A 21,500-nucleotide genomic window follows, 5' to 3' on the forward strand; every position below is an offset into this window, starting at 1 on the left:
TCCCCAATACCTCCTCCGCGTCCCCGATATACTGATAGGCGTGCTTTCTGGACTGGTAATAGTGGACAAACCGCAGGGATGGACCAGCCACGATGTGGTTGGACGGATGCGGAGAATCGCCGGTACCCGGAAAGTGGGCCACGCGGGAACGCTGGATCCCATGGCCACCGGTGTGCTGGTACTCGGCATCAACAAGGCCACGCGGCTCCTCACGTACATCGTGGGCACGTCCAAGACCTACACGGCGACCATCCGGCTGGGGGAGTCCACCATCACCGATGACGCCGAGGGCGAAGTTGTCAGCCGGGCGAGCGCCGCATCCCTGACCGAGGACGCCATCCGCTCCGGCGTGGAGTCCCTGACCGGGGAGATCCAGCAGGTCCCCAGCAGCGTCAGCGCCATCAAGGTCAACGGTGAGCGCTCTTATGCCCGCGTCCGTTCGGGGGAGGAAGTCAAGCTGGCTGCCCGGCCGGTCACCATTCACCGCTTCGACATTCATGGAATCCGCCGGGACCAGGCCGCCGGACACGACACTGATGTTGTGGACGTCGACGTCACAGTGGAATGTTCATCGGGCACCTACATCCGTGCCCTCGCCCGCGACCTTGGCAACTCCCTCGGCGTCGGCGGACACCTCACCGCACTGCGGCGGACCAACGTGGGACCCTACTCGCTGGACCAGGCGCGCACCCTCGAACAGCTCGCCGAAGATCTCGAAGTCCTGGAAATGTCGCAGGCGGCCAGGGCGCTCATGCCCAACCGGGAACTGAGCGCCGATGAAACCACTGAGATTTCGTTTGGCCGGCGCATTGCCGCCGGCACCGCGGCGGGCACACCGGGCGCCCCCACCGCGGACAAGCCCGCAGCCGCGTTCGCACCTGACGGATCGTTGGTGGCGCTGCTCGCGGACAGCGGAAGCTTCGCCAAACCCGTGCTGGTCTTCGCCCCGGGAACGGGACCCGGCAGCTCCAACAGTTCCGGCGGCTCCAGCAGTTCCGGGACAGACGCCGGCGTTCGAAGCGGTTCACCGGCCGACGGCGGCGGGCAGGCCTAGCGTTGGACGCGTATTTTTACATCATCCTGGCCGTCGGCCTGCTCTCCACGCTCATCTGTGTGGCGGCCGGCCTTATGAAGAAGGCCCCGAACGACATCACCATCCTTTCGGTGGCCGCCGTCGAACTGGCCCTGCTGGTCTACCTCGTGGGCTCCATAGTACGGGTGATCGCGGGGGAGCAGATCGCCGGTGAGGCATGGGAGTTCTGGGGCTACCTCGCCACCGTCCTCCTGCTGCCGGTCGCGGCCGTGTACTGGTCCATCCTGGAACGGACCCGCTGGAGCAACTTCGTCCTGGCCGCCGTCGGAGTCACTGCCCTCGTCATGGCCGCCCGCATGAATCAGATCTGGTACTGAAGTGGAAGAAGCACGCAAGTTGACTGATACGTCCGAACACACCGGCAAGCGCCCCGCCGACACGAGGAACACCGGCCCCGGCCGGCTCCTCATCGCCGTCTACGCCATCTTTGCCATATCGGCCACCGCACGGGCCGGATACCAGATCCTCACCAAGTTCTCCGACGCCCCGCTGGCCTACCTGCTTTCCGCCTTCGCCGCCGTCGTCTATGTCGTGGCCACGGTGTCGCTGGCCAAGGCTGGCCGCACGTGGTTCAAGGTTTCCCTGGTCGCAGTGCTGGTGGAACTGGTGGGCGTCATTATCGTGGGGGCGCTGAGCCTGTTCGATTCCGTGCAGTTCCCGCACGAGACCGTGTGGTCCGCGTTTGGCCGCGGTTACGCTTTCGTTCCGCTGATCCTGCCGATCCTGGGTCTCATCTGGCTCTACCGACGTCGGCCGTCGGCCCGGGCGGTCTAGGAACCACCGTTCCGGGCTGCCGGAATGGGCATCCGGCCGGTCTTGAATGCGGCCGGTTTAATAATCCGGTCGCCCGGGTGTCCCCGATCTAGCGGTTCTCGTCGGGCAGGTCCACTTCGATCAGCTCGCCAGGCGTCACCGACCGGTGCGCCGGTGGCGCTGGGTCGTTCGTTGGCGCTGAGCCGTTCGCCTGTCCCGCGTCAATCGGATCCGGTGCCGGGCCGGATTGCGCGGGCGGTTCCTGGTCCTCCTCGGTCAGCGGAGCCTGCTGCGGTTGCGGGCCGCCGCCAAGAATGCCGCCCAGGATATCGCCAAGCCCTCCTGAACCAAGCCCACCGCCGCCCTGTCCGCCGGAACCAAGGCCGCCGCCCAGGATTCCCCCGAGGATGCTTCCCAGATCAATCCCGCCTCCGCCGGCCGGGGATGACTGTGTTCCGGGACTCTGCGCGCCGGAATCCTGCCGGCCGCCGAGGACCTTTTTGGCCAGATAGGACATGACGATCGGTGCGAGGATCGGCAGAAGTTTCCGGACGAGGTCCCCGCCGACACCGCCGAGGTTCGCTGTCCCCGCCAGCCGGTTTGCCACCTGGTCCTGCTGGCCGCCAAAGACATGGCCAACGATCTTTTCGCCGTCCTGGGTGTCAACCTGCGACGGATCCACTCCGCCGTCGGCCAGTCCGTTACGGTGCCTGGCCAGCTCGGATTCCAGCGCCGCGGCACCGTCCGGCGCCTGGGCATTGCTCTGCATTCCGGCAAGCAGCGTCGGCACGGCGGCTTCCACAGCGGCCTGCGCGGACGCCGTATCAGTCCCCAACAGGGAAGCAATCTGCTGGACAGGGATCTGTCCCAGCAGCTCCTGGATATCACTCATGGCGTGGCTCCTTCCGGCCCGCTCATCTCGCGGGCGATCCGTGCGGTTGTAACGCGGATGACACTCAGACAGCTCGGGGCAAGGATGCCCGGGCGCTGGCTTTGCATCCTAGCCGCACGTGCCTGCAGAAGGTAGGCCCTTCCTGACCGCCCGCCCCGCCGCGCACTCCGCGACGCGTCGGGGCCTCCGCGCCGCCGCTCATCTGGCCACTCATCCGGGCGTCCGTGACAGGCAATGATTGCGGGTAACCTTAGAGAGTTCCGGCCCCGGCGCGCCGGAAACACGTTCTGTCAGGCAGTAAAAGGCGAGGTTGATGGTCCACATCTGGAATGATCCGACCGAGGTCCCCGAAGACTTTGGACCTTCCGTTGTCACTATCGGCAATTTCGACGGCGTCCACCGCGGCCACCAGCAGGTGCTGTCCCAGCTCATCAGGACCGCGCGGCTGAACAACGCCAAGTCGGTTGCCGTGACGTTCGACCCCCATCCGGCCCTGGTCCACCGGCCGGAAAGCGCGCCCGAACTGATCATGGGCCTGGAGGACAAACTCCAGGCGCTCGGCGAGCTCGGACTGGACGCCATTCTGGTCATGAAGTACTCCCTGGAGCTCGCCGGCCTCACCCCGGAAGAGTTCGTAGGCTCGGTCCTGGTGGACAGCCTCCACGCGAGCCACGTGGTGATCGGCCACGACACCCGGTTCGGCAAGGGAAACTCGGGCGACCTGAACACCATGCAGGAACTGGGGGAGAAGTTCGGCTTTGAGGTGCTGGTGATTAGCGAGTTCGGCTCCGAAGGCTTCCCGCTGCATGACGACGGCGGAACGGACCGCCGCTGTTCCTCCACCTGGGTGCGTGAAGCGCTCCGGGAAGGAGACGTCGGCACCGCCGCCGCGGTCCTGGGCCGCGCACACCGGATGCGGGGCGAGGTGGTTCACGGAGCCGCGCGTGGACGCGACCTCGGTTTCCCCACGGCCAACCTCTCCAGCGACGCGAGCGGCCTGATTCCCGCGGACGGCATCTACGCGGGCTGGCTCGTGGACGAGGCCGGGACCCGCTGGCCGGCCGCCATCTCGGTTGGCTCAAACCCCACGTTCGACGGCGTGAGCCGCCAGGTTGAGGCACACGTCATCGACAGGCCTGAAGAGCGCATCGAGGACTTCGATCTGTACGGCCAGACAGTAGTCGTGGAATTCGTGGCCAGGCTCCGCGGCATGGTGGCATACCGTGGGCCTGAAGCCCTCGTGGAGCAGATGCGCCAGGACGTCCTGCAGACGCACGACATCCTGCTCAGGCGCTGACCGGCGGCACCTCGCGTTCCTGCACCACACAGGTCCGCACCACACAGTATTGGCAAGGAAGGCGACGCTGTGACCGTAGAGAAGAACACCCGGAAACTGGACAAGGGGATTGTGCGAGATTTCAGTTCCCGCATGAGTTATGCGTCCTACCTTCAGCTGCCCACGCTGCTCAGCGCCCAGCAGCCCGTCAGCATCCCGGAACACCATGACGAACTGCTGTTCATCATCCAGCACCAGACCACGGAGCTGTGGCTGAAGCTCGTGCTCCACGAGCTCCGCAGTGCCGCGCAGTGGCTGCGTTCCGATGATCTCGGCTCGGCCCTGAAGGGCATCGCGCGGGTCAAGCACATCCAGAAGACCCTCACCGAACAGTGGTCCGTGCTGGCCACGCTGACTCCCACCGAATACGCGGAATTCCGCGGGTTCCTGGGCAATTCGTCCGGGTTCCAGTCCAGCCAGTACCGTGCCGTGGAGTTCGTCCTGGGCAACAAGAACAGGAAGATGCTTCCCGTCTTCGAGTCCGACCCCGAAGCCCACGCGCTGCTGACCGAGGTCCTGCACGCGCCGAGCATCTACGACGAATTCCTCGCTTACCTGCACCGCCAGGGCTTCGATGTTCCGCGGGAGGTGCTGAACCGGGATGTGACCCGGGCGCATGAGTTTGAGCCCGCGCTGGTGCCTCTCTTCAAGCACATCTACGAGAACGCCGCGCAGAACTGGGGAGCATATGAGGCATGCGAGGAACTGGTTGACCTGGAGGACAACTTCCAGCTGTGGCGGTTCCGGCACCTGCGCACCGTGCAGCGCACCATTGGTATGAAAGCTGGCACCGGTGGCTCCTCCGGAGCAGCCTTCCTGCAAAAGGCGCTCGAGCTGACTTTCTTCCCTGAGCTGTTCGCCGTGCGCACGGAGATCGGACAGTGACCACGCAGGCAGGCGACGCCCTGCTGGAAAAGGCCGCACGCCTCGACGCCGAAGACCCGCTGGCCCGGTACCGGGACCTGTTCGTCGGCGCGGACACCGAGCTGTCCTACCTGGACGGCAACTCCCTGGGACGTCCGCTCAAGCGGACCGCCGGGGACATTGCCACGTTCATCCAGGAGGGCTGGGGCGAGCGGCTGATCAGGGGCTGGGACGAGGAATGGCTGGACATGCCCCAGGCCATCGGCGACCAGCTGGGGCGGGCGGTGCTGGGCGCCGCCACGGGACAGGCCATCATCGCCGACTCCACCACCGTGGTGCTGTACAAGCTGATCCGGGCTGCGCTGGCCGCCGTCGGGGATCCGGCGCGCACAGAGATCGTGGCGGACACAGACAACTTTCCCACCGACCGTTATCTCGTCGAAGGCATCGCCAGGGAGGCGGGCCTGACCCTGCGCTGGATCGAGGCGGATCCCGCCTCGGGTGTCCACCTCGACCAGGTGAGGGACGCCGTGGGGCCGGCCACCGCCGTCGTCCTCCTTAGCCATGTGGCTTACCGCTCAGGGTATCTTGCGGACCTGCCGGCCATTACGGAGGCAGTGCACGACGCCGGCGGGCTGGTGGTCTGGGACCTGTGCCATTCCGCCGGGGCCGTGGAGTTGCAGCTGGATGCCTGGAATGTGGACTTTGCCGCGGGCTGCACATACAAGTACCTGAACGGCGGGCCAGGCTCGCCCGCCTTCGCCTACGTCAATGACCGGCACCTGCCCGGACTGGCGCAGCCCATCTGGGGATGGATGGGCCGCAAGGACGCGTTCGAGATGGGCCCGGGCTACGAACCGGCCGCCGGCATCCGCGGTTTCCTGAGCGGAACGCCGGCCATCTTTGGAATGATCGCCATGCGCGGCACGCTGGACCTGATTGACGAGGCCGGAATGGCCGCCATCCGCGAAAAGTCGCGGCAGCTCACCGGCTATGCGCTGGAACTGCACGACGCCTGGCTGGCGCCGGCCGGGGTGAGGCTTGCCACGCCCCGGGATCCGGACCGCCGCGGTGGCCACATCACCGTTGACCATCCCGCTTTCCGTGAGGTGACCGCGGCACTCTGGCAGAGAGATGTGATCCCGGACTTCCGCGCACCGCAGGGCATCAGGATCGGACTGTCGCCGCTGAGCACCGGCTTTGCCGAACTCCACCGCGGCATGGCAGCCATCCGGGACCTGCTTCCGGAGGCCTGAGCGGGTTTCGTGCGGTTTGACCGGCCCCGTTGCCGTTTCGACAAGATTGCAACGCGGCCGGTAAACTAAGCGGTGGATCCGGCTGCAGTCCGTGGTTGCTGGGTCCTGTCTTGTGCGGAACGTTCCTCGGAAGTCCGCGCCGGCACCCCCGGCAGTGAATTACTGACTCGGGCCTCACGGCACATCTCTAGGAGTTATTGTGGCACTTGACGCCGCCGTAAAGCAGTCCATCATCAAGGATTTCGCAACGTCCGAGGGCGACACCGGTTCGCCGGAGGTCCAGATTGCGGTCCTGACTCAGCGGATCAAGGATCTGACTGAGCACATGAAGGAGCACAAGCACGACTTCCACACCCAGCGCGGTCTGCTGGCCATGGTTGGTCGCCGCAAGCGCATGCTGACTTACCTGAAGAACACCGACATCGCCCGCTACCGTTCGCTCATCGAGCGCCTCGGCCTGCGCCGCTAGTCTGGTTTGGAGGCGGCCCTTTCCTCCCGGAACGGGCCGCCTCGTCAGTACATAAAAACTAAACAGGAGGATCAACCGCATCACGCATTCGCGGTCCTCGGTAGTGATTCCCGGGAAGCTTCGCTGATTGAAGCCGGCCCGAGGGTCTCGATCGATGACCGGGTGCAGGGCCAGTAGACAGATGCTGGGCTGGGTTGATGCGGCTGGACTTCCGTTACATAGGAAACGGAGGTGACTCTCTTGGAGGGTCCCGAAATCCAGTTCTCAGAAGCAGTCATTGACAATGGCCGCTTTGGCAAGCGTGTAATCCGCTTCGAAACCGGCCGTCTTGCCAAGCAGGCAGCCGGCGCAGCCATGGTGTACATCGACGAGGACACCGCGCTGCTCTCCGCCACCACCGCAGGCAAGCACCCGCGTGAAGGCTTTGACTTCTTCCCCCTGACGGTGGACGTCGAAGAGCGCATGTACGCCGCCGGCCGCATCCCGGGCTCGTTCTTCCGCCGCGAAGGCCGCCCGTCCACCGAAGCCATCCTGGCCTGCCGCCTGATGGACCGCCCGCTGCGCCCCGCGTTCGTCAAGGGCCTGCGCAACGAGGTCCAGATCGTCGTCACCGTTCTGGCGATCAACCCGGACGAGCTCTACGACGTCGTGGCCATCAACGCCTCCTCGATGTCCACCCAGCTGTCCGGCCTGCCGTTCTCCGGCCCGATCGGCGGCGTCCGCGTTGCCCTCGTCGCCGACGAGCAGGGTTCGCAGTGGGTTGCCTTCCCGAAGCACTCCCAGCTTGAGAACTCCGTGTTCAACATGGTCGTTGCCGGTAGGACTGTGTCGGGAGCCGACGGAGACGACATCGCCATCATGATGGTCGAGGCCGAAGCCACTGACAACTCCTGGAGCCTCATCAAGGAACAGGGCGCCACCGCCCCCACCGAAGAGGTTGTTTCCGAGGGCCTCGAGGCTGCCAAGCCGTTCATCAAGGCACTCTGCGAAGCCCAGCAGGACCTGGCCGCCCGCGCCGCCAAGCCCACCGTCGAGTTCCCCGTCTTCCTGGACTACCAGGACGACGTGTACGCCGCCGTCGAGGCTGCCGCAGCCGAGAAGCTCACGTCTGTCTTCCAGATCGCTGACAAGCAGGAGCGCGACAACGCAGCCGACGAGCTGAAGGACGAGGTTGTTGCCTCCCTGTCCGGCCAGTTCGAAGGCCGCGAGAAGGAAGTTTCCGCAGCGTTCCGCTCGGTGACCAAGCACGTTGTGCGCCAGCGCATCCTCAAGGACCAGGTCCGCATCGACGGCCGCGGCCTGACGGACATCCGCCAGCTCACCGCCGAGGTCGAGGTCCTGCCCCGCGTTCACGGCTCTGCCATCTTCGAACGTGGCGAAACCCAGATCATGGGCGTCACCACGCTGAACATGCTCAAGATGGAACAGCAGATCGACTCGCTGTCGCCGGTAACGCGCAAGCGCTACATGCACAACTACAACTTCCCGCCATACTCCACGGGTGAGACCGGCCGCGTCGGTTCCCCGAAGCGCCGTGAAATCGGCCACGGTGCCCTGGCCGAGCGCGCGCTCGTCCCGGTGCTGCCGTCCCGCGAGGAATTCCCGTACGCCATCCGCCAGGTGTCCGAAGCCCTCGGCTCCAACGGCTCCACCTCCATGGGCTCGGTCTGCGCCTCGACGCTGTCCATGCTCAACGCCGGTGTTCCGCTGAAGGCCGCCGTCGCCGGTATCGCCATGGGCCTGGTCTCCGACCAGGTGGACGGCCAGACCCGCTACGCCGCCCTGACCGATATCCTCGGCGCCGAAGATGCCTTCGGCGACATGGACTTCAAGGTTGCCGGTACCTCCGAGTTCGTCACGGCCATCCAGCTGGACACCAAGCTCGACGGCATCCCGGCATCCGTGCTGGCAGCAGCACTGAAGCAGGCCCGCGAGGCCCGCCTGCACATCCTCGAGGTCATCAACGCCGCGATCGACACCCCGGATGAGCTCTCCGAGTTCGCTCCGCGCGTCATCGCCGTCAAGATCCCCGTGGACAAGATCGGCGAGGTCATCGGCCCCAAGGGCAAGATGATCAACCAGATCCAGGAGGACACCGGCGCGGACATCTCCATCGAGGACGACGGCACCGTCTACATCGGCGCCACCAACGGCCCGTCCGCCGACGCCGCACGCTCCGCGATCAACGCCATCGCCAACCCGCAGGTTCCGGAAATCGGCGAGCGCTACCTGGGTACGGTCGTCAAGACCACCACCTTCGGCGCCTTCGTTTCCCTGACCCCGGGCAAGGACGGCCTGCTGCACATCTCCGAGCTGCGTAAGATCGCCGGCGGCAAGCGCGTGGACAACGTCGACGACGTCGTCTCCGTCGGCCAGAAGATCCAGGTCGAGATCACCAAGATCGACGACCGCGGAAAGCTGTCCCTGTCTCCGGTAGTGGCTGAAGAGGAAGGCGCCGGCGAAGCCGACCGCGTCCACGCTTCGGCTCCGGCAGAAGGCTCGGACGCTTCCGAGTAGTTCCGGGCTCCGGCAGCTGCGTGCTGCCGGAACCCATCAGGGCGGGGCCGTTGGTTGTACCACCGGCCCCGTCCCGTTTAACCCGCACCCCAACCCCGCTTGCGGCGGCAAACAGCCCATGTCAGAGCCACGCCGACGGCGGGGCCCGCTGGTACGATTGCAGGCAGATTTGGCTCCGCTTCCCGAAAGGCCTTGATGACTGTCGTACCCCTGCCGCTGGCGCAGAACCACCCCGGCGACACCCTGATCCATGGAGCCGACGGCGGTTCGGAAGTCCGCCGCTCGGTCCTCCCCGGCGGGGTGCGCGTCCTGACTGAGGCCATGCCGGGGCAGCGTTCAGCCACCATCGGATTCTGGGTGGGCGTCGGGTCCCGTGACGAAGCCCCAGGTCAGCACGGCTCCACGCACTTCCTTGAGCATCTGCTGTTCAAGGGCACCAAGAGGCGCACGGCCCTGGAGATCGCGTCAGCCTTTGACGAGGTGGGCGGCGAATCCAATGCCGCCACCGCGAAGGAAAGCACTTGCTACTTCGCCCGGGTACTGGACACGGACCTGCCGATGGCCATCGACGTCATCGCCGACATGATCACCGGCGCCGTGCTGGATCCCGCAGAGATGGAGCAGGAGCGGGACGTCATCCTCGAAGAGATCGCCATGGACAGCGACGACCCCACGGACGTCGCCCACGAGCATTTCGTGGCCGCCGTGCTTGGCACCCATCCGCTCGGACGCCCCATTGGCGGCACGCCGGACGCGATCCGCGCCGTGGCGCGTGACTCCGTCTGGGACCACTACCGCCGCTACTACCGCCCGGATGAGCTGGTGATCACCGCCGCCGGCGGTTTGGAGCACGACGTCGTCTGCCGGCTTGTGGTGGATGCCCTCCACTCAGCCGGGTGGTCGCTTGAGTCCGGGGCGGCTCCCGTGGAGCGTCGCTCCACCGAGCGCGCGGAGATCACCGGCACCGCCGGGCTGCACGTGGTCACCCGGCCGGTGGAACAGGCCAACATCATCATGGGCTGCCCCACCATCGTTGCCACCGATGAACGCCGTTACGTCATGAGCGTGCTGAACGCCGTGCTCGGCGGCGGAATGTCGTCACGGCTGTTCCAGGAGATCCGCGAGAAGCGCGGGCTCGTGTACTCCACGTATTCCTTCGCGTCCTCCTACGCCGACGCAGGCTACTTCGGCATGTACGCCGGCTGCACGCCCACCAAGGTCCGCCAAGTCCTGGAACTCCTTGGCGCCGAACTCGACGACCTCGCGGCCGGCGGCATCTCCGAGGACGAGCTCCGCAAGGCGGTGGGACAGCTCTGCGGCGGAATCGTCCTGGCCCTGGAGGACACCGGCTCCCGCATGTCCCGGCTGGGCCGCGCCGAACTGGTCTCGGGCGAATACCAGGACATCGACGAGACCCTGCGGCTCATCAAAGCCGTGACGGCGGAACAGGTCCAGGAGCTGGCCAGCGAGCTTGCCGCGGCCCCCCGGACAGTCACAGTGGTGGGCCCCTTCGACGAGTCGGAAACCTTCGGGCTCTGAATTCACGATAGTTCCGGCGTAGGAGGAACGATGGACCAGCCGCAACCGGGAACAGCGCATGAAGCGCTGGAGATCTTTGTGGGGCGCTGGCTGGGAACCACCGAACTGGCCGCCTCGCCGTGGGGTCCGGCACGTACGGCCACCGCGGAGGTGACGTTCACCCGCGCGGCCGGCGGGTTCGCCGTCGTCCAGTCCTACCGCCATACCGAAGCCGACGGCACGCATTTTGAGGGGCACGGGGTCTTCACGGTGGATCCGGACCACGACGAAACGCTTTGGTACTACGTCGACAGCATGGGCAGGCCCCCGGCGGCTCCGGCCCGTGGTGTCTGGCACGACTCGACCCTCACGGTGGAGCGGCGCAGCGACCGCGGCACCGCCCGGCACACCTTCCGGGTGGACCAGGACGTGCTGATCCACACGGCCGAACTGCGGCTGGGGGAGGCCCAGGGCTTTCAGCCGTTCATGACCTCCATCTGCCACCGCGCCTGACGTAAGTCCGCCCAAAGTAAGGGCGCGGGGCTCAGCCCACCAGTTCGATGACCCGGGTCTGCGGGGAACCGGACAGGGCGGGCGCCACATCAGGGGAGTTCCACACATTCTCGCGCAGCTTGGCCAGGAACGACTCGGCCTGGTCCTGGCGCTCGAAGTCGAGGTCCACCACGATGTACCGGTCGTCCTCCACGGGGCGGCCGATCCGGTGGGCTATGACGCCGGAGCCGGCCCGGTCCACGGGGTCGCGGTCAAAGGCCGCCTTCCACGTGTCGAAGTCCTTGATGGCGTGCTCAATCTGCAGGGTGAACATTTCCGGTCTCCTTTGGCCTGCCTCAGGTCCATTCCCGGTGCGGTCCAATGCCGGCGCGCGTAAATGGCGAGGTAGTGCCATGGTAGGTCCGGGCGTCCGGCCGGACCACCCAACGGGGTGCGACCCAACCCGGTAGCAGCACAGGGCGCTCCCACGGCTGGGAACGCCCTGTGCTGTTACACAGTTGGGTTAGCCGCCGGCGAAGGGCGGCAGGACGTCCACCACGTCGCCGGCCGCAAGGAGGGTGGTGCGGTCCCGGACAGCGACCTCGTTCAGCAGGAAGCTGCTGCGGGCCAGGATCCTGTCCAGCGGCGGCGTTCCGGCCGGAGGCCCAGGGCGTTCGACGCCGAGCACGGCAGCGAGGAGCGCCTCCACCGTGGAGCCGGCGGGAAGTTCGAAGCGCTCTTCATCCACGCCGGCCGCGGCGCGTGCGGCAGCGAAGTATCGTACGTTCAAGGATTAGCCTCCGATGGCGCTCATGCTGCGGTCCGGCTGGACGAAGTCCGGAGCGTCGAGTCCCACGTGGTCCATCCCGTGGGCTTTGGGCTTCAGCCACATGGCGTCCTGCCAGCGTTCGGCGAGCTGCTCGTCGCTGGCGCCTTGCCGCAGCAGGCCGAGCAGGTCGAATTCCTCGCGGGAGAAGAGGCAGCTCATGATCTTGCCCTCGGCGGTGATCCGGGTCCGCCGGCAGTCGGAACAGAACGGCTCGGTGACGGAGGCGATGATCCCCACCGTGCCCAGCACCGGGCCGTGTGAATCAGCGGAGCCGTGTGAATCACCGGAACCGGCCATCCGGCGTCGTACTTCAAAGCGTTCCGCCGGTGCGCCGTCGCGGGCACGCGGATCCGGGCTCAGCACGAACTCCCCGGAGAGCAGTTCGCGGATCTCGGCCGCGGTAATCATGTTCCGGCGGGTCCAGCCGTGGTCGGCGTCCAGCGGCATCTGCTCGATGAACCGCAGCTCGTAGCCGCGCTCCAGCGCCCAGGCGAGGAGGGACGGCGATTCGGTGTCGTTGATGCCCCGCATCAGCACGGCGTTGAGCTTCACGGGTCCCAGGCCGGCGGCCCAGGCGGCGTCCACGCCCGCGAGCACCCGGTCCAGGAACGGGCGCCGGGTCAGTTTGGCGAAGGTTTCCTCGTGCAGCGAGTCCAGGGAGACGTTGATGCGGGTCAGGCCGGCCGCCTTGAGCGCTGCGGCCTTGCGGTCCAGGCCCACGCCGTTCGTCGTCATGGAAATCGGAAGTTCGGGATGGGCCTGGCGAAGGGCGCCAATGATGTCGACGAGGTCGGCCCGCACCAGCGGCTCACCGCCGGTCAAACGCAGTTCACGCACGCCCAGCCGGTTGACTCCGATGCCGACGATCCGCGCGATTTCCTCGCCGGTCATGACTGCCTGTTTGGCGAGCCACTCCAGCCCCTCGGCCGGCATGCAGTAGGTACACCGCAGGTTGCACTTGTCCGTCAGCGAAAGCCGCATGTCCGTGGCCCTGCGGCCGTACCGGTCGGCGAGGCCGGCGGGAGCCTCAGCCGGGCGGCGGTCGGGAACCCCTGCCGGGCGCGCAACGGGAAGGGACTGCGAACCCGAATTGGATGCCACTCCCTCGCGGCGCTGCGGTATGCCAAGCTGAACACTCATTACTTAAGGCTACGCCACGATAGGGCGCCGATCACACCGGACCCGTCCCCTGACTGCGCTGCGGCTGTGCCGCCACTGCCGCCCCGCAACTGCGGCGGCCCCAGGAGGGCGGCGGCAGTGCCGGAACGGGCTGGTGAATCTATGCTGGAGGGGTGAACGGGTCCCATGAGCCAAGCCGAAGCCGGCGCAAGTGGGCGGCGGCCGCCGGCGTGGTGGCTGCCGGCGCAGGACTCGTCGCCAGCGAACTCATCGCCGGCTTCGTCAGTCCTTCACTTTCAACGATGACAGCGCTGGGCGGCGCCGTCATCGACGCTGCACCGCCGGGCGTCAAGGACTGGGTTGTTTCCCTATTCGGAACAGCGGACAAGCTGGCCCTGCTGGCCGGCATGGCGCTGGGCATCGCCGCTTTCGCTGCCCTGGCAGGCGTCCTCGAGCTGCGCCGGCGCTTCGCGGGTGCCGTTGTCTTTGCCGTCTTCGGCGCCGTGGGCCTGGCCGCTGTCCTGACCCGCGCCCAGGTGACGGCCGCCGCCGTCGTCCTGCCTCTCCTTGCAGCCGGGATTGGGATCGCGGTGCTGCTGAAGCTGGTTCGGCGGTTGGCTGATGCGGGCGTTGCCGGTGATGCCGCCCCTGGACCGGCCAGGCGGGGTTTCTTCCAGCTGCTGGGAGGCACCGCCGCCGGCGTCCTGGTGGGCGGCGCCGTCGTTACCGTATGGCGGGGCGGGGCCGCGGGCGTCAACGAGGTTCGCCGGACCCTGCGGCTGCCCGTGCCGGAGTCCCCGGCGCCGCCCATTCCGGCCGGCGCTGACACCGGACTCGCGGGGGTTGCCCCGTTGGTGACACCCAACCCGGACTTTTACCGCATCGACACCGCCCTGTCTGTCCCCGTGCTTGATTCCCGCGAGTGGAAGCTCAAGGTCACCGGACTGGTGGAACGCGAGGTGGAGCTCACGTTCGACGAGCTGCTGGCCAAACCCCTGATCGAGCGGTATGTGACCATCGCCTGCGTGTCCAACGAGGTGGGCGGCGACCTGATCGGCAACGCACGCTGGCTGGGCTGGCCGGTGCGGGAGCTGCTCGCCATGGCCGGACCCAGGCCGGACGCGGACATGGTCCTGTCGCGAAGCTCGGACGGCTTTACGGCCAGCACCCCGCTCGAGGCGCTCACCGACCGCCGGGATGCGCTGCTTGCCTTGGGCATGAACGGCGATCCGCTTCCACTCGAACACGGCTTCCCCGTGCGGATGATTGTGCCCGGGCTGTACGGATATGTCTCGGCGACCAAGTGGCTCACCGAACTCAAGGTCACCAGGTTCGCCGACGACGTTGCCTACTGGACGCCGCGCGGCTGGTCCGAGCACGGTCCCATCAAGATCTCATCCCGGATCGACGTGCCCAGGGACGGAGCCTCGGTTCCGGCCGGGACCGTGGTGTTCGGCGGTGTGGCCTGGGAGCAGCACACCGGAATCGGCAGGGTCGAGCTCCGCGTGGACGGGGGGAGCTGGCAACCGGCCAAGCTGGCTCCGGGCATCTCGGTGGACACGTGGTACCAGTGGCAGCTCGGCGTCGACCTGCAGCCCGGGCAGCACGAAATCCAGGTGCGGGCCACGGACCTCAAAGGCACTGACCAGACGGAGGAACAGCGCTCCGTGGCGCCTGACGGTGCCACCGGCTTCCACACCATTAGAGTGGACGTGAAAACGTAGCCCACCAAAGGCCGGACCATGCACAGCCCGCACGAGCACAGCGCCCATCAGCACAGCCAGCACGATGAGGGCAAGCACGATCACGGTTCCCACCGGAGCGTCGCGGACCACCGGCAGGCGGTCAGGGAGCTCCTCGAACCCCTGCTGTCCCCGGAGCGGACCGAAAAGCTGCCGCTGGTGCGGGCGCTGGGCCGCGGGCTGGCGGAGGATGTCACCGCTCCGTTGAGCCTGCCCCCGTTTCCAAACTCCCAGATGGATGGCTTTGCCATCCGCTCCGGCGACGTGCCCGACGGCGGCGCGGACCTGCGCGTGGCGGCCCCGGTTCCGGCGGGGGCCAAGCCCGCGCCCCTGCAGCCAGGCACCGCTGTCCCCATCATGACCGGTGCCATGGTGCCCGACGGGGCAGACGCCGTCGTACCCATTGAACAGGCCGTCCCCTCCGTCTTTCCGGCCCCGGGCGAAGAAGCTGAGGTGAGGCTGCCCGCCACGGCTGCCGGAACGTACATCCGCGCCGCCGGAAGCGACATCGAAGCTGGCCGGCAGGCCCTGGCAGCGGGCACCTGCCTGGGGCCGGCGCAGCTGGGACTGCTAGCCGCGCTGGGGTTGCCGGAGGTCCTGGTCCACCAGCAGCTTTCGGTCCTGCTGGTCACCACCGGCGATGAGGTGGTGGAACCCGGGGAACAGTTGGGCGAGGGAAAAATCTATGACGCCAACGGCACCCTCCTGGAGTCCTCCCTGCGGCAGGCGGGAACTAGCGTGACCAGGGCAGGGATTTCCGCCGACAGTCCGGACGGCCTGCGGGCGCTGCTGCGCACCCATGCGCGCGAGGTGGACCTGGTTGTCACCACCGGGGGAGTGAGCAAAGGCGCTTACGAGGTGGTGCGGCAGGCCATGGACGGCCAGGATGTCGCGTTCCAGCACGTCGCTATGCAGCCCGGCGGCCCCCAGGGACTGGGAACGTTCGACGGCGTCCCCCTCCTTGCGTTTCCGGGGAACCCCGTCAGCTGCCTCGTCTCCTTCGAGATGTTCCTCCGTCCGGTGCTGGGCGAGCTGTTCGGAGCGCCAGCGCACAGGCCCACGTTCCGCGCCAGGCTGGCCCAGTCGCTGACCTCACCGGCCGGCAAGCACCAGGTCCGGCGCGGGTCTTTCCAGGCTGATGGCACAGTCCGGCTGGAGGGCGGCGAAAGCTCGCATTTGGTGCAGGCGCTGGCCCACTCGAATGCCCTGGTGCACGTACCCGTCGGCACCGCTGCCCTCGACGAGGGCGCCGAGGTGGAAGTATGGATGTTGTGACTGCAGAAAATGACCACGGCGCCCTGACGCACCTGCGCCGTGACGGCACGGCCCAGATGGTGGACGTCTCAGGAAAACCGGAAACCACGCGCGAGGCCACGGCCACGGCGACGGTCCGCAGCACCGCCGAGGTCCTGGCGCTGCTGGGCACCGGCGGCCTGCCCAAGGGTGACGCCCTGGCCGTGGCCCGCGTTGCCGGGATCATGGCGGCCAAGAAAACGCCTGAGCTGATCCCGTTGTGCCATCCGCTCCCCATTTCGAAGGTGACTGTCGACTTCGAACTGGGCCCCGAGACCGTGGAGATCCTGGCCACCGTCAAGACCCGCGGTGTGACCGGCGTCGAAATGGAGGCCCTGACGGCCGCCTCCGTGGCCGCGCTGAGCGTCTACGACATGATCAAGGCCGTGGACAAGCATGCTGTCCTCACGGATATCAAGGTCCTGGCCAAGAGCGGCGGCAAAAGCGGGGACTGGGCCCTGTGAGCAGCACCGATTCCACGGCCAGCGCTTCCACGGCCAGCGCCTCCAAATCCAGGGGAGCGCACGTCCATGGCGACGTGCAGGGCCGCAAGGCCGGCGTCGTCATTGCGTCAACCCGCGCTGCCTCCGGCGTCTACCAGGACGAGACCGGGCCGGTCATCACAGACTGGCTCACCGAACACGGGTTCGTGCCGTATCCGGTGATGGTGGTGCCCGACGGTGAACCGGTGGGCGCGGCGATCCGCGCGCTCCTGAGCCAGGAACCCGCCGTCGTTATCACCAGCGGCGGCACGGGCCTGAGCCCGGACGATCGCACGCCGGAAATGACCCTGCCGCTGCTGGACCGCGAAATCCCCGGCATCATGGAGGGTATCCGCCAGTTCGGAACGGCGAAGACGCCGCATGCCATGCTGAGCCGGGGACATGCCGGTTCGGCCGGCCGGACTTTCATCATCAACCTGCCCGGATCACCCAAGGGCGTCATGGACGGCCTGTCCGTCCTGGACCCGGTGATCGGGCACCTGTGCGACCAGTTGGAGGGCGGACATGGCCACTGAGGCTTCGTTCGAAGTAGTAACAGCGGTGCTCAGCACCGAGCCCATCTCCGTGGATCAGGCCATCGCCGCTGTGGAGTCCGAGACCGCCGGAGCCGTGGTCAGCTTCAGCGGGGTGGTCCGGAACCACGACGGCGGCAAGCCGGTGGACCGGCTCAGCTACAGCGCCCACCCCACGGCCCGGACAGTTCTGGACGACGTCGTGGCGCAGCTGGTGGCCGAACAGGCCGGGGCCGCCGGGCACGAAGGGACAGAGTCCCAGCCCGTCCGGATCTGGGTCGCGCACCGGGTGGGCCCGCTGGAGATCGGCGACCCTGCCCTCGTCTGCGCGGTATCGGCCGCCCACCGCGGGCAGGCCTTCGCTGTGTGTTCCGAGCTCGTGGACCGGGTCAAGGCGCAGGTGCCGATCTGGAAGGAACAGTTCTTCAGTGACGGCACTGTTGAATGGGTCGGGGCCGGGGAATAGGGGCCGGTGATACGTCCGGCACTGCGCGGGCTGCAGCGTGCGCGCGTGAGGTAACGCATGCGCTCCGGTTCAGACCGCCAGCCGGCCGAACGGTAGTGTTGAATCCATGACCCAACAACTTCCTGTCGCCGTTCTGGGCGCAAACGGGCGCATGGGCGCCGAGGCCGTCAAAGCTGTGGAGGCCGCTCCGGACATGTTGCTCGTCGCCGCGCTGGGACGCGGCGATTCCCTGGATTCCCTGCTCGACGACGGTGCCCGGTACGTAGTCGACCTCACCGTCCCGGAGAGTACCGAGGAAAACGTCCGCTTCGCCGTCGAAAATGGCATGCACGCGGTGGTGGGCACCACGGGTTGGGATCTGGGCAGGCTGGAGTCGCTGGAGACCCTGCTGTCCGGCCACCCGGAGGTCGGTGTGCTGATTGCACCCAACTTTGCCCTCGGGTCCGTGCTCACGTCGGCATTTGCCGCCAAGGCGTCCAAGTACTTCGAATCCGTGGAGATCATCGAACTCCACCACCCGGACAAGGTGGACGCGCCGTCGGGCACCGCCGTCCGCACCGCCCAGCTGGTGGCGGCGGAACGTGAAGCGGCCGGCGTCGGCCCCAGCCCCGATGCCACCACCACTGAACTGGCCGGCGCCCGCGGCTGCGAGGTGGACGGCGTGCGCGTGCACAGTGTCCGCCTCCGCGGGCTGGTGGCGCACCAGGAAGTCCTGCTCGGCGGTCCGGGGGAGCAGCTGACGCTCCGTCATGATTCCTTCGACCGCGCTTCGTTCATGCCGGGCGTGCTCCTCGGCGTGCGGAACGTCGCGGCGCACCCGGGGCTCACCGTCGGCCTGGACGGCTACCTGGACCTGGGGCTGTAACGCAGTGAAACCGCTTCTTGGCTGGCTGAGGACAAACCGCACCAAGATCTGGGTGGGCGCGGTGACGCTCCTGCTGGTCTTTTATCTTGTGGTGTCCTTCCAGCGCTCCATCCTGCTGCTGACCGACGCCGAGCCGGTGGCCAAAGCCATCGGCGCGGCGTACCTCGTGCTGCCCGTGATTGGTGCCTGGGCCCTGATCAGGGAACTTCTCTTCGGTGCCCGGACCGAACAGATGGCCCGGGTGCTGGAGGCGGAAGGCGGCCTGCCGGAGGACAACCTGCCCCGCACCCCCGCCGGCCGGATCATCCGGGCTGCCGCGGACCAGGAATTTGAGAAGTACCGCGCGGAAACGGAAGCGGCCCCGGACGACTGGCGGTCCTGGTTCCGGCTCAGCTGCGCCTACGACGCGTCGGGAGACCGGAAGCGGGCACGTTCCTCAATGCGCGATGCGGTGCGGCTGTTCCGCGCCTCCGGCGACGCTGTGGTGCGCTAGCCTCGGCACGGCCGCCCTCGGGCCCGTGGGCCGGCCGCCCTCGGGCCCGTGGCCCGGGCCGCGCCTGGTCGGGGTCCGGTTAGCGGACTCTTGCCGGCTGGTGCCGGCCCACCTGGTTGGCGGCGTGCCCGAGCCATTCCAGCGGACCCCGCCATTTCAGGATGACGAAGAGCATCCCGATCAGCACGGCCAGCGCCGCGTGGGCGAAGTACATGCCGTCCTCGGTCCACCCCGCCGGCAACGGCTTGAGATGGAACGACGCCACCACGCAGACGTGGGCGGTGTACAGCGTCAGCGTCATGGCCCCCGGTCCGCGCAGCGGAAGCAGCAGGTCCAGGGCCAGCCACTGTCCCAGCCTGCCCACCAGAAGGCAAAGGCCGACGACGGCGGCCGCCACGCCGCTGGTATGCAGCAGGTCCAGCGTGGTTCCGGAATGGGGGGCGCTGCTGGCCAGCCACCACCACGATCCCTCCTGCCGGACGCCGGCCAGATTGACCTGCAGGAGGCTGTCCAGCGGATAGTTGGGGTCGGTGAGGATGTCCTGCAGGGCGGCGCGGCCACCCCATTGCGCCATCGCCGCCGTGCCCAGGACCTTCGAGAAGGCCGCTACTGCGGTGCCGCCGAGCAGCAGCAACACGGGAACGATTGCCGTGGTCAGGGCGAGCCTGCCGATGATGAGCCCCACCAGCAGATAAGAAATCCACTGGAAGACCGGGTAGTACCCCGTCAGGAACAGGTCGCCCAGCAGTTGGCCCGGGGCGGTGATGTCTTCCCACCCCGGGTTGTGGTTGAGCTGCAGCGGCGGATCCGCGGCCATGAGCCAGGGCCGAAGGAGGAACGCAATCAGCGGGGAAAGCAGGATCCAGCCCGCGGCCCAGGCGCACAGGGCCGACAGGTGCAGCCCGATGAACGGCAGGATGCACAGGAACAGCACGGCGTAATGCACCAGGATCACGGCTATGTTGACGTCAAGTCCGCCGAGCGCGAGCCCGACGACGGCGATCACCAGGGCGCGCATCGCGATGCCGCGCCGTGCCGCCGTCAGTCCGGGTCCGTCGAGGGGCTGTTGCTTACCGGTGGACAGGGCCAGGCCGATTCCCGCGAGCACGGCAAACAGGGCAGCGGCGCGGCCGGAGAATGTCAGGCCCACCCAGGTCGGGGTCAGCGCGGCGTTGGGCTCGAAGGTCGGGAGCAGGTGGGTGGCCATCATGCCAAGGAGGGCCAGGCCGCGGGCAGCGTCAATGCCGGCCAGTCGGACGCCTGTGGCTGGCCCCTTCGCTGTCTTGGAAGATGCAGCCGTGCTCCGCGAGGTCATGGTGTGATCGTCTCACATCAGCCATGGCGCACTGATTTTCGTGAACCCCTGGCGCCGGGCCCCTAGCCGCCGCCGGGCTGGGCCTTCAGTTCCGTGATTTGTTCAGGCACGACGTCGTGAATCACGGTCGTGTTCCAGCCGGCCCCGGTGAGGGTCCGCGAAAACACAAACTTGGGCATGCCGCGCCAGATCCCGGCGAACTCGACCATGGGCGCCGGGAGTTCGGGATCCTGGTCCGCTGTAGGCCAGGAACCGGCCATCAGCTCGTGGGTGATGCGTCCGGACATGAAGGCACTCATAGTGCGGAACCGGTCGTTGAGGTGGCCGAGGAGTTCGTCGTTCACCAGATGCCAGCTGATGTCCCGGCCGGGCCCCTCGAAGAATCCATCCAGGGACACCGACATCATCAGGATGATCTTGCGCATCGGGGCACCTCCGGCTGGCGGCGGAAGGCGGCGGGTCGCCGTCGTACCTCCCAGTGACGCACCCGCGCATGCGGCGGGACAGGACAAAAACCCGGCGGGCGGCCCTGGGCCAGCGCTTTGTCGCACCCCGCATCCAGAATGAGTCCAGACCAGGCCTTGTATTCGAATATATGTTCGAATAGTATTTCGGGCATGAAGAAGTCATCGGGGCGTTCGGCAGGTCACGGGCTGGAAGGGCGGAGGCCTGGCGGGCCCCAGCTCAGGACTGACCCCCTCACGGCCCGAGCGCCCCGGGCTGAAGTGTCCAGGGCTGAAGCGGCCAAGGCTGACCTGCCCAGGGCTGACCCGGCCAGGGCTGACCCGCTCAAGGGTGATCCGCTGAAGGCGATGAGCCCGGGTGTGGTGGACTTCCTTTTCCGGCAACTCGTGGCGGGGGAGCCTGCCGAGGATGTCCAGTGGGGCCGGGAAGGCGTTGCACTTTCCGACCAGGCGCCGGGAGCCGAGCTTGCCCGCCGGCTGTCTGAAACGGACGTCGAAGCTCTGACGCCCATGGAACTGTTCCACTATGTCCGCGCCGCGCAGCGCCTCACCCTGTGGGCCGAATCGCTGCGGGAGGCCGCCGTGGAGAGATACTGCTCGGGGGCCGGCCCGGCCTAGACGATATGTCTGAGGGGTTGTGGCCGGGGCTGGGGTGCTGGCCCTTCTGATTCGTCCATTATCGCCGGGCAGTTCCGGACCGCGGGCTTTG

At 67.3% G+C, this 21,500-nt stretch carries 24 protein-coding genes; 18 read left to right on the forward strand and 6 right to left on the reverse strand.

What is annotated here, in order from left to right:
- The first annotated feature begins 40 nt into the window (after positions 1 to 40).
- Genes truB through ACFRAU_RS18250 form a run of 3 tightly spaced genes read left to right on the forward strand, consistent with a single transcriptional unit; the run spans position 41 to position 1,867 of the window.
- Complete coding sequence (gene truB / locus ACFRAU_RS18240) at positions 41 to 1,054, forward strand: tRNA pseudouridine(55) synthase TruB (protein ID WP_378000969.1); 1,014 nt, start codon at positions 41 to 43, stop codon at positions 1,052 to 1,054.
- A gap of 2 nt (positions 1,055 to 1,056) precedes the next feature.
- Positions 1,057 to 1,410: a hypothetical protein gene (locus ACFRAU_RS18245; protein WP_378000954.1), complete on the forward strand. Its 354-nt coding sequence runs from the start codon at positions 1,057 to 1,059 to the stop codon at positions 1,408 to 1,410.
- A 19-nt stretch (positions 1,411 to 1,429) separates the two neighbouring features.
- Complete coding sequence (locus tag ACFRAU_RS18250) at positions 1,430 to 1,867, forward strand: hypothetical protein (RefSeq protein ID WP_377996256.1); 438 nt, start codon at positions 1,430 to 1,432, stop codon at positions 1,865 to 1,867.
- Positions 1,868 to 1,955: 88 nt separating this feature from the next.
- Here the strand turns inward: ACFRAU_RS18250 and ACFRAU_RS18255 are convergent, their stop codons facing one another.
- Complete coding sequence (locus ACFRAU_RS18255; protein WP_378000955.1) at positions 1,956 to 2,738, reverse strand: DUF937 domain-containing protein; 783 nt, start codon at positions 2,736 to 2,738, stop codon at positions 1,956 to 1,958.
- Between the two features lie 313 nt (positions 2,739 to 3,051).
- Between ACFRAU_RS18255 and ACFRAU_RS18260 the strand changes: the two genes are divergently transcribed.
- The 7 genes from ACFRAU_RS18260 (at position 3,052) to ACFRAU_RS18290 (ending at position 11,211) form a co-directional block, all read left to right on the forward strand.
- Positions 3,052 to 4,035, forward strand: coding sequence for a bifunctional riboflavin kinase/FAD synthetase (locus ACFRAU_RS18260; RefSeq protein ID WP_377996253.1), 984 nt, complete (start codon positions 3,052 to 3,054; stop codon positions 4,033 to 4,035).
- Positions 4,036 to 4,104: 69 nt separating this feature from the next.
- Positions 4,105 to 4,959: a tryptophan 2,3-dioxygenase gene (kynA, locus tag ACFRAU_RS18265; protein ID WP_378000956.1), complete on the forward strand. Its 855-nt coding sequence runs from the start codon at positions 4,105 to 4,107 to the stop codon at positions 4,957 to 4,959.
- The gene (gene kynU / locus ACFRAU_RS18270; RefSeq protein WP_378000957.1) at positions 4,956 to 6,194 is read left to right on the forward strand and encodes a kynureninase; all 1,239 of its coding nucleotides are present in this window, start codon (positions 4,956 to 4,958) and stop codon (positions 6,192 to 6,194) included. The genes kynA and kynU overlap by 4 nt, the downstream gene beginning before the upstream one ends.
- Before the next feature lie 199 nt (positions 6,195 to 6,393).
- Complete coding sequence (gene rpsO, locus ACFRAU_RS18275) at positions 6,394 to 6,663, forward strand: 30S ribosomal protein S15 (RefSeq protein WP_102970860.1); 270 nt, start codon at positions 6,394 to 6,396, stop codon at positions 6,661 to 6,663.
- Positions 6,664 to 6,903: 240 nt separating this feature from the next.
- Entirely contained in the window at positions 6,904 to 9,180 is a 2,277-nt protein-coding gene (locus ACFRAU_RS18280; RefSeq protein ID WP_377996266.1) for a polyribonucleotide nucleotidyltransferase, read from the forward strand.
- A 195-nt stretch (positions 9,181 to 9,375) separates the two neighbouring features.
- Positions 9,376 to 10,719, forward strand: coding sequence for a M16 family metallopeptidase (locus ACFRAU_RS18285; RefSeq protein WP_377996250.1), 1,344 nt, complete (start codon positions 9,376 to 9,378; stop codon positions 10,717 to 10,719).
- 30 nt (positions 10,720 to 10,749) lie between these two features.
- Entirely contained in the window at positions 10,750 to 11,211 is a 462-nt protein-coding gene (locus ACFRAU_RS18290; protein ID WP_378000958.1) for a DUF1579 family protein, read from the forward strand.
- Positions 11,212 to 11,242: 31 nt separating this feature from the next.
- Here ACFRAU_RS18290 and ACFRAU_RS18295 read toward each other — a convergent pair whose 3' ends face one another.
- The 3 genes from ACFRAU_RS18295 to moaA all read right to left on the reverse strand — a co-directional run bounded on the left by ACFRAU_RS18295 (position 11,243) and on the right by moaA (position 13,159).
- A complete protein-coding gene (locus tag ACFRAU_RS18295) occupies positions 11,243 to 11,524 on the reverse strand; it encodes a hypothetical protein (RefSeq protein ID WP_378000959.1) in 282 nt (93 codons plus the stop codon).
- Positions 11,525 to 11,713: 189 nt separating this feature from the next.
- Positions 11,714 to 11,980 carry a MoaD/ThiS family protein gene (locus ACFRAU_RS18300; RefSeq protein WP_378000960.1) on the reverse strand — a complete coding sequence of 89 codons (267 nt, stop codon included), beginning with the start codon at positions 11,978 to 11,980 and terminating at the stop codon, positions 11,714 to 11,716.
- 3 nt (positions 11,981 to 11,983) lie between these two features.
- Positions 11,984 to 13,159, reverse strand: a complete 1,176-nt coding sequence (moaA, locus tag ACFRAU_RS18305) for a GTP 3',8-cyclase MoaA (RefSeq protein ID WP_378000961.1) — start codon at positions 13,157 to 13,159, stop codon at positions 11,984 to 11,986.
- A gap of 281 nt (positions 13,160 to 13,440) precedes the next feature.
- On the opposite strand from moaA, the gene ACFRAU_RS18310 reads away from it, so the two are divergent.
- The 7 genes from ACFRAU_RS18310 to ACFRAU_RS18340 all read left to right on the forward strand — a co-directional run bounded on the left by ACFRAU_RS18310 (position 13,441) and on the right by ACFRAU_RS18340 (position 19,012).
- Positions 13,441 to 14,862 carry a molybdopterin-dependent oxidoreductase gene (locus ACFRAU_RS18310; protein ID WP_378000970.1) on the forward strand — a complete coding sequence of 474 codons (1,422 nt, stop codon included), beginning with the start codon at positions 13,441 to 13,443 and terminating at the stop codon, positions 14,860 to 14,862.
- 18 nt (positions 14,863 to 14,880) lie between these two features.
- Complete coding sequence (gene glp, locus ACFRAU_RS18315; protein ID WP_378000962.1) at positions 14,881 to 16,155, forward strand: gephyrin-like molybdotransferase Glp; 1,275 nt, start codon at positions 14,881 to 14,883, stop codon at positions 16,153 to 16,155.
- Complete coding sequence (gene moaC, locus ACFRAU_RS18320; RefSeq protein ID WP_377996243.1) at positions 16,143 to 16,637, forward strand: cyclic pyranopterin monophosphate synthase MoaC; 495 nt, start codon at positions 16,143 to 16,145, stop codon at positions 16,635 to 16,637. The genes glp and moaC overlap by 13 nt, the downstream gene beginning before the upstream one ends.
- Before the next feature lie 74 nt (positions 16,638 to 16,711).
- Entirely contained in the window at positions 16,712 to 17,191 is a 480-nt protein-coding gene (locus ACFRAU_RS18325) for a molybdenum cofactor biosynthesis protein B (RefSeq protein ID WP_377996263.1), read from the forward strand.
- Positions 17,181 to 17,654 carry a molybdenum cofactor biosynthesis protein MoaE gene (locus tag ACFRAU_RS18330; RefSeq protein ID WP_378000963.1) on the forward strand — a complete coding sequence of 158 codons (474 nt, stop codon included), beginning with the start codon at positions 17,181 to 17,183 and terminating at the stop codon, positions 17,652 to 17,654. Before ACFRAU_RS18325 ends, ACFRAU_RS18330 begins: the two co-directional genes overlap by 11 nt.
- A 106-nt stretch (positions 17,655 to 17,760) precedes the next feature.
- A complete protein-coding gene (dapB, locus tag ACFRAU_RS18335) occupies positions 17,761 to 18,519 on the forward strand; it encodes a 4-hydroxy-tetrahydrodipicolinate reductase (RefSeq protein WP_378000964.1) in 759 nt (252 codons plus the stop codon).
- A gap of 4 nt (positions 18,520 to 18,523) precedes the next feature.
- Positions 18,524 to 19,012 carry a hypothetical protein gene (locus ACFRAU_RS18340; protein ID WP_377996240.1) on the forward strand — a complete coding sequence of 163 codons (489 nt, stop codon included), beginning with the start codon at positions 18,524 to 18,526 and terminating at the stop codon, positions 19,010 to 19,012.
- 79 nt (positions 19,013 to 19,091) lie between these two features.
- Here ACFRAU_RS18340 and ACFRAU_RS18345 read toward each other — a convergent pair whose 3' ends face one another.
- Positions 19,092 to 20,327 carry a heparan-alpha-glucosaminide N-acetyltransferase domain-containing protein gene (locus ACFRAU_RS18345; protein ID WP_377996239.1) on the reverse strand — a complete coding sequence of 412 codons (1,236 nt, stop codon included), beginning with the start codon at positions 20,325 to 20,327 and terminating at the stop codon, positions 19,092 to 19,094.
- A gap of 62 nt (positions 20,328 to 20,389) precedes the next feature.
- Positions 20,390 to 20,752, reverse strand: a complete 363-nt coding sequence (locus ACFRAU_RS18350) for a dihydrofolate reductase family protein (RefSeq protein WP_378000965.1) — start codon at positions 20,750 to 20,752, stop codon at positions 20,390 to 20,392.
- A gap of 300 nt (positions 20,753 to 21,052) precedes the next feature.
- Here ACFRAU_RS18350 and ACFRAU_RS18355 point away from each other — a divergent pair, with 300 nt between their 5' ends.
- Positions 21,053 to 21,409, forward strand: coding sequence for a hypothetical protein (locus ACFRAU_RS18355; protein ID WP_378000966.1), 357 nt, complete (start codon positions 21,053 to 21,055; stop codon positions 21,407 to 21,409).
- The last annotated feature ends 91 nt before the right edge of the window (positions 21,410 to 21,500 follow it).

It is taken from the genome of Arthrobacter sp. NPDC056691 (genome assembly GCF_042791415.1).
In the GTDB taxonomy this organism is placed as follows: Bacteria; Actinomycetota; Actinomycetes; order Actinomycetales; family Micrococcaceae; genus Arthrobacter.

Coding starts and splice junctions, on each gene's coding strand:
- ACFRAU_RS18255 (WP_378000955.1), bottom strand. CDS start 2,738: ATGAGTGATATCCAGGAGCTGCTGGGACAGATCCCTGTCCAGCAGATT.
- ACFRAU_RS18260 (WP_377996253.1), top strand. CDS start 3,052: ATGGTCCACATCTGGAATGATCCGACCGAGGTCCCCGAAGACTTTGGA.
- ACFRAU_RS18285 (WP_377996250.1), top strand. CDS start 9,376: ATGACTGTCGTACCCCTGCCGCTGGCGCAGAACCACCCCGGCGACACC.
- ACFRAU_RS18290 (WP_378000958.1), top strand. CDS start 10,750: ATGGACCAGCCGCAACCGGGAACAGCGCATGAAGCGCTGGAGATCTTT.
- ACFRAU_RS18295 (WP_378000959.1), bottom strand. CDS start 11,524: ATGTTCACCCTGCAGATTGAGCACGCCATCAAGGACTTCGACACGTGG.
- moaA (WP_378000961.1), bottom strand. CDS start 13,159: ATGAGTGTTCAGCTTGGCATACCGCAGCGCCGCGAGGGAGTGGCATCC.
- ACFRAU_RS18310 (WP_378000970.1), top strand. CDS start 13,441: ATGACAGCGCTGGGCGGCGCCGTCATCGACGCTGCACCGCCGGGCGTC.
- glp (WP_378000962.1), top strand. CDS start 14,881: ATGCACAGCCCGCACGAGCACAGCGCCCATCAGCACAGCCAGCACGAT.
- moaC (WP_377996243.1), top strand. CDS start 16,143: ATGGATGTTGTGACTGCAGAAAATGACCACGGCGCCCTGACGCACCTG.
- ACFRAU_RS18330 (WP_378000963.1), top strand. CDS start 17,181: ATGGCCACTGAGGCTTCGTTCGAAGTAGTAACAGCGGTGCTCAGCACC.
- dapB (WP_378000964.1), top strand. CDS start 17,761: ATGACCCAACAACTTCCTGTCGCCGTTCTGGGCGCAAACGGGCGCATG.
- ACFRAU_RS18345 (WP_377996239.1), bottom strand. CDS start 20,327: ATGACCTCGCGGAGCACGGCTGCATCTTCCAAGACAGCGAAGGGGCCA.
- ACFRAU_RS18350 (WP_378000965.1), bottom strand. CDS start 20,752: ATGCGCAAGATCATCCTGATGATGTCGGTGTCCCTGGATGGATTCTTC.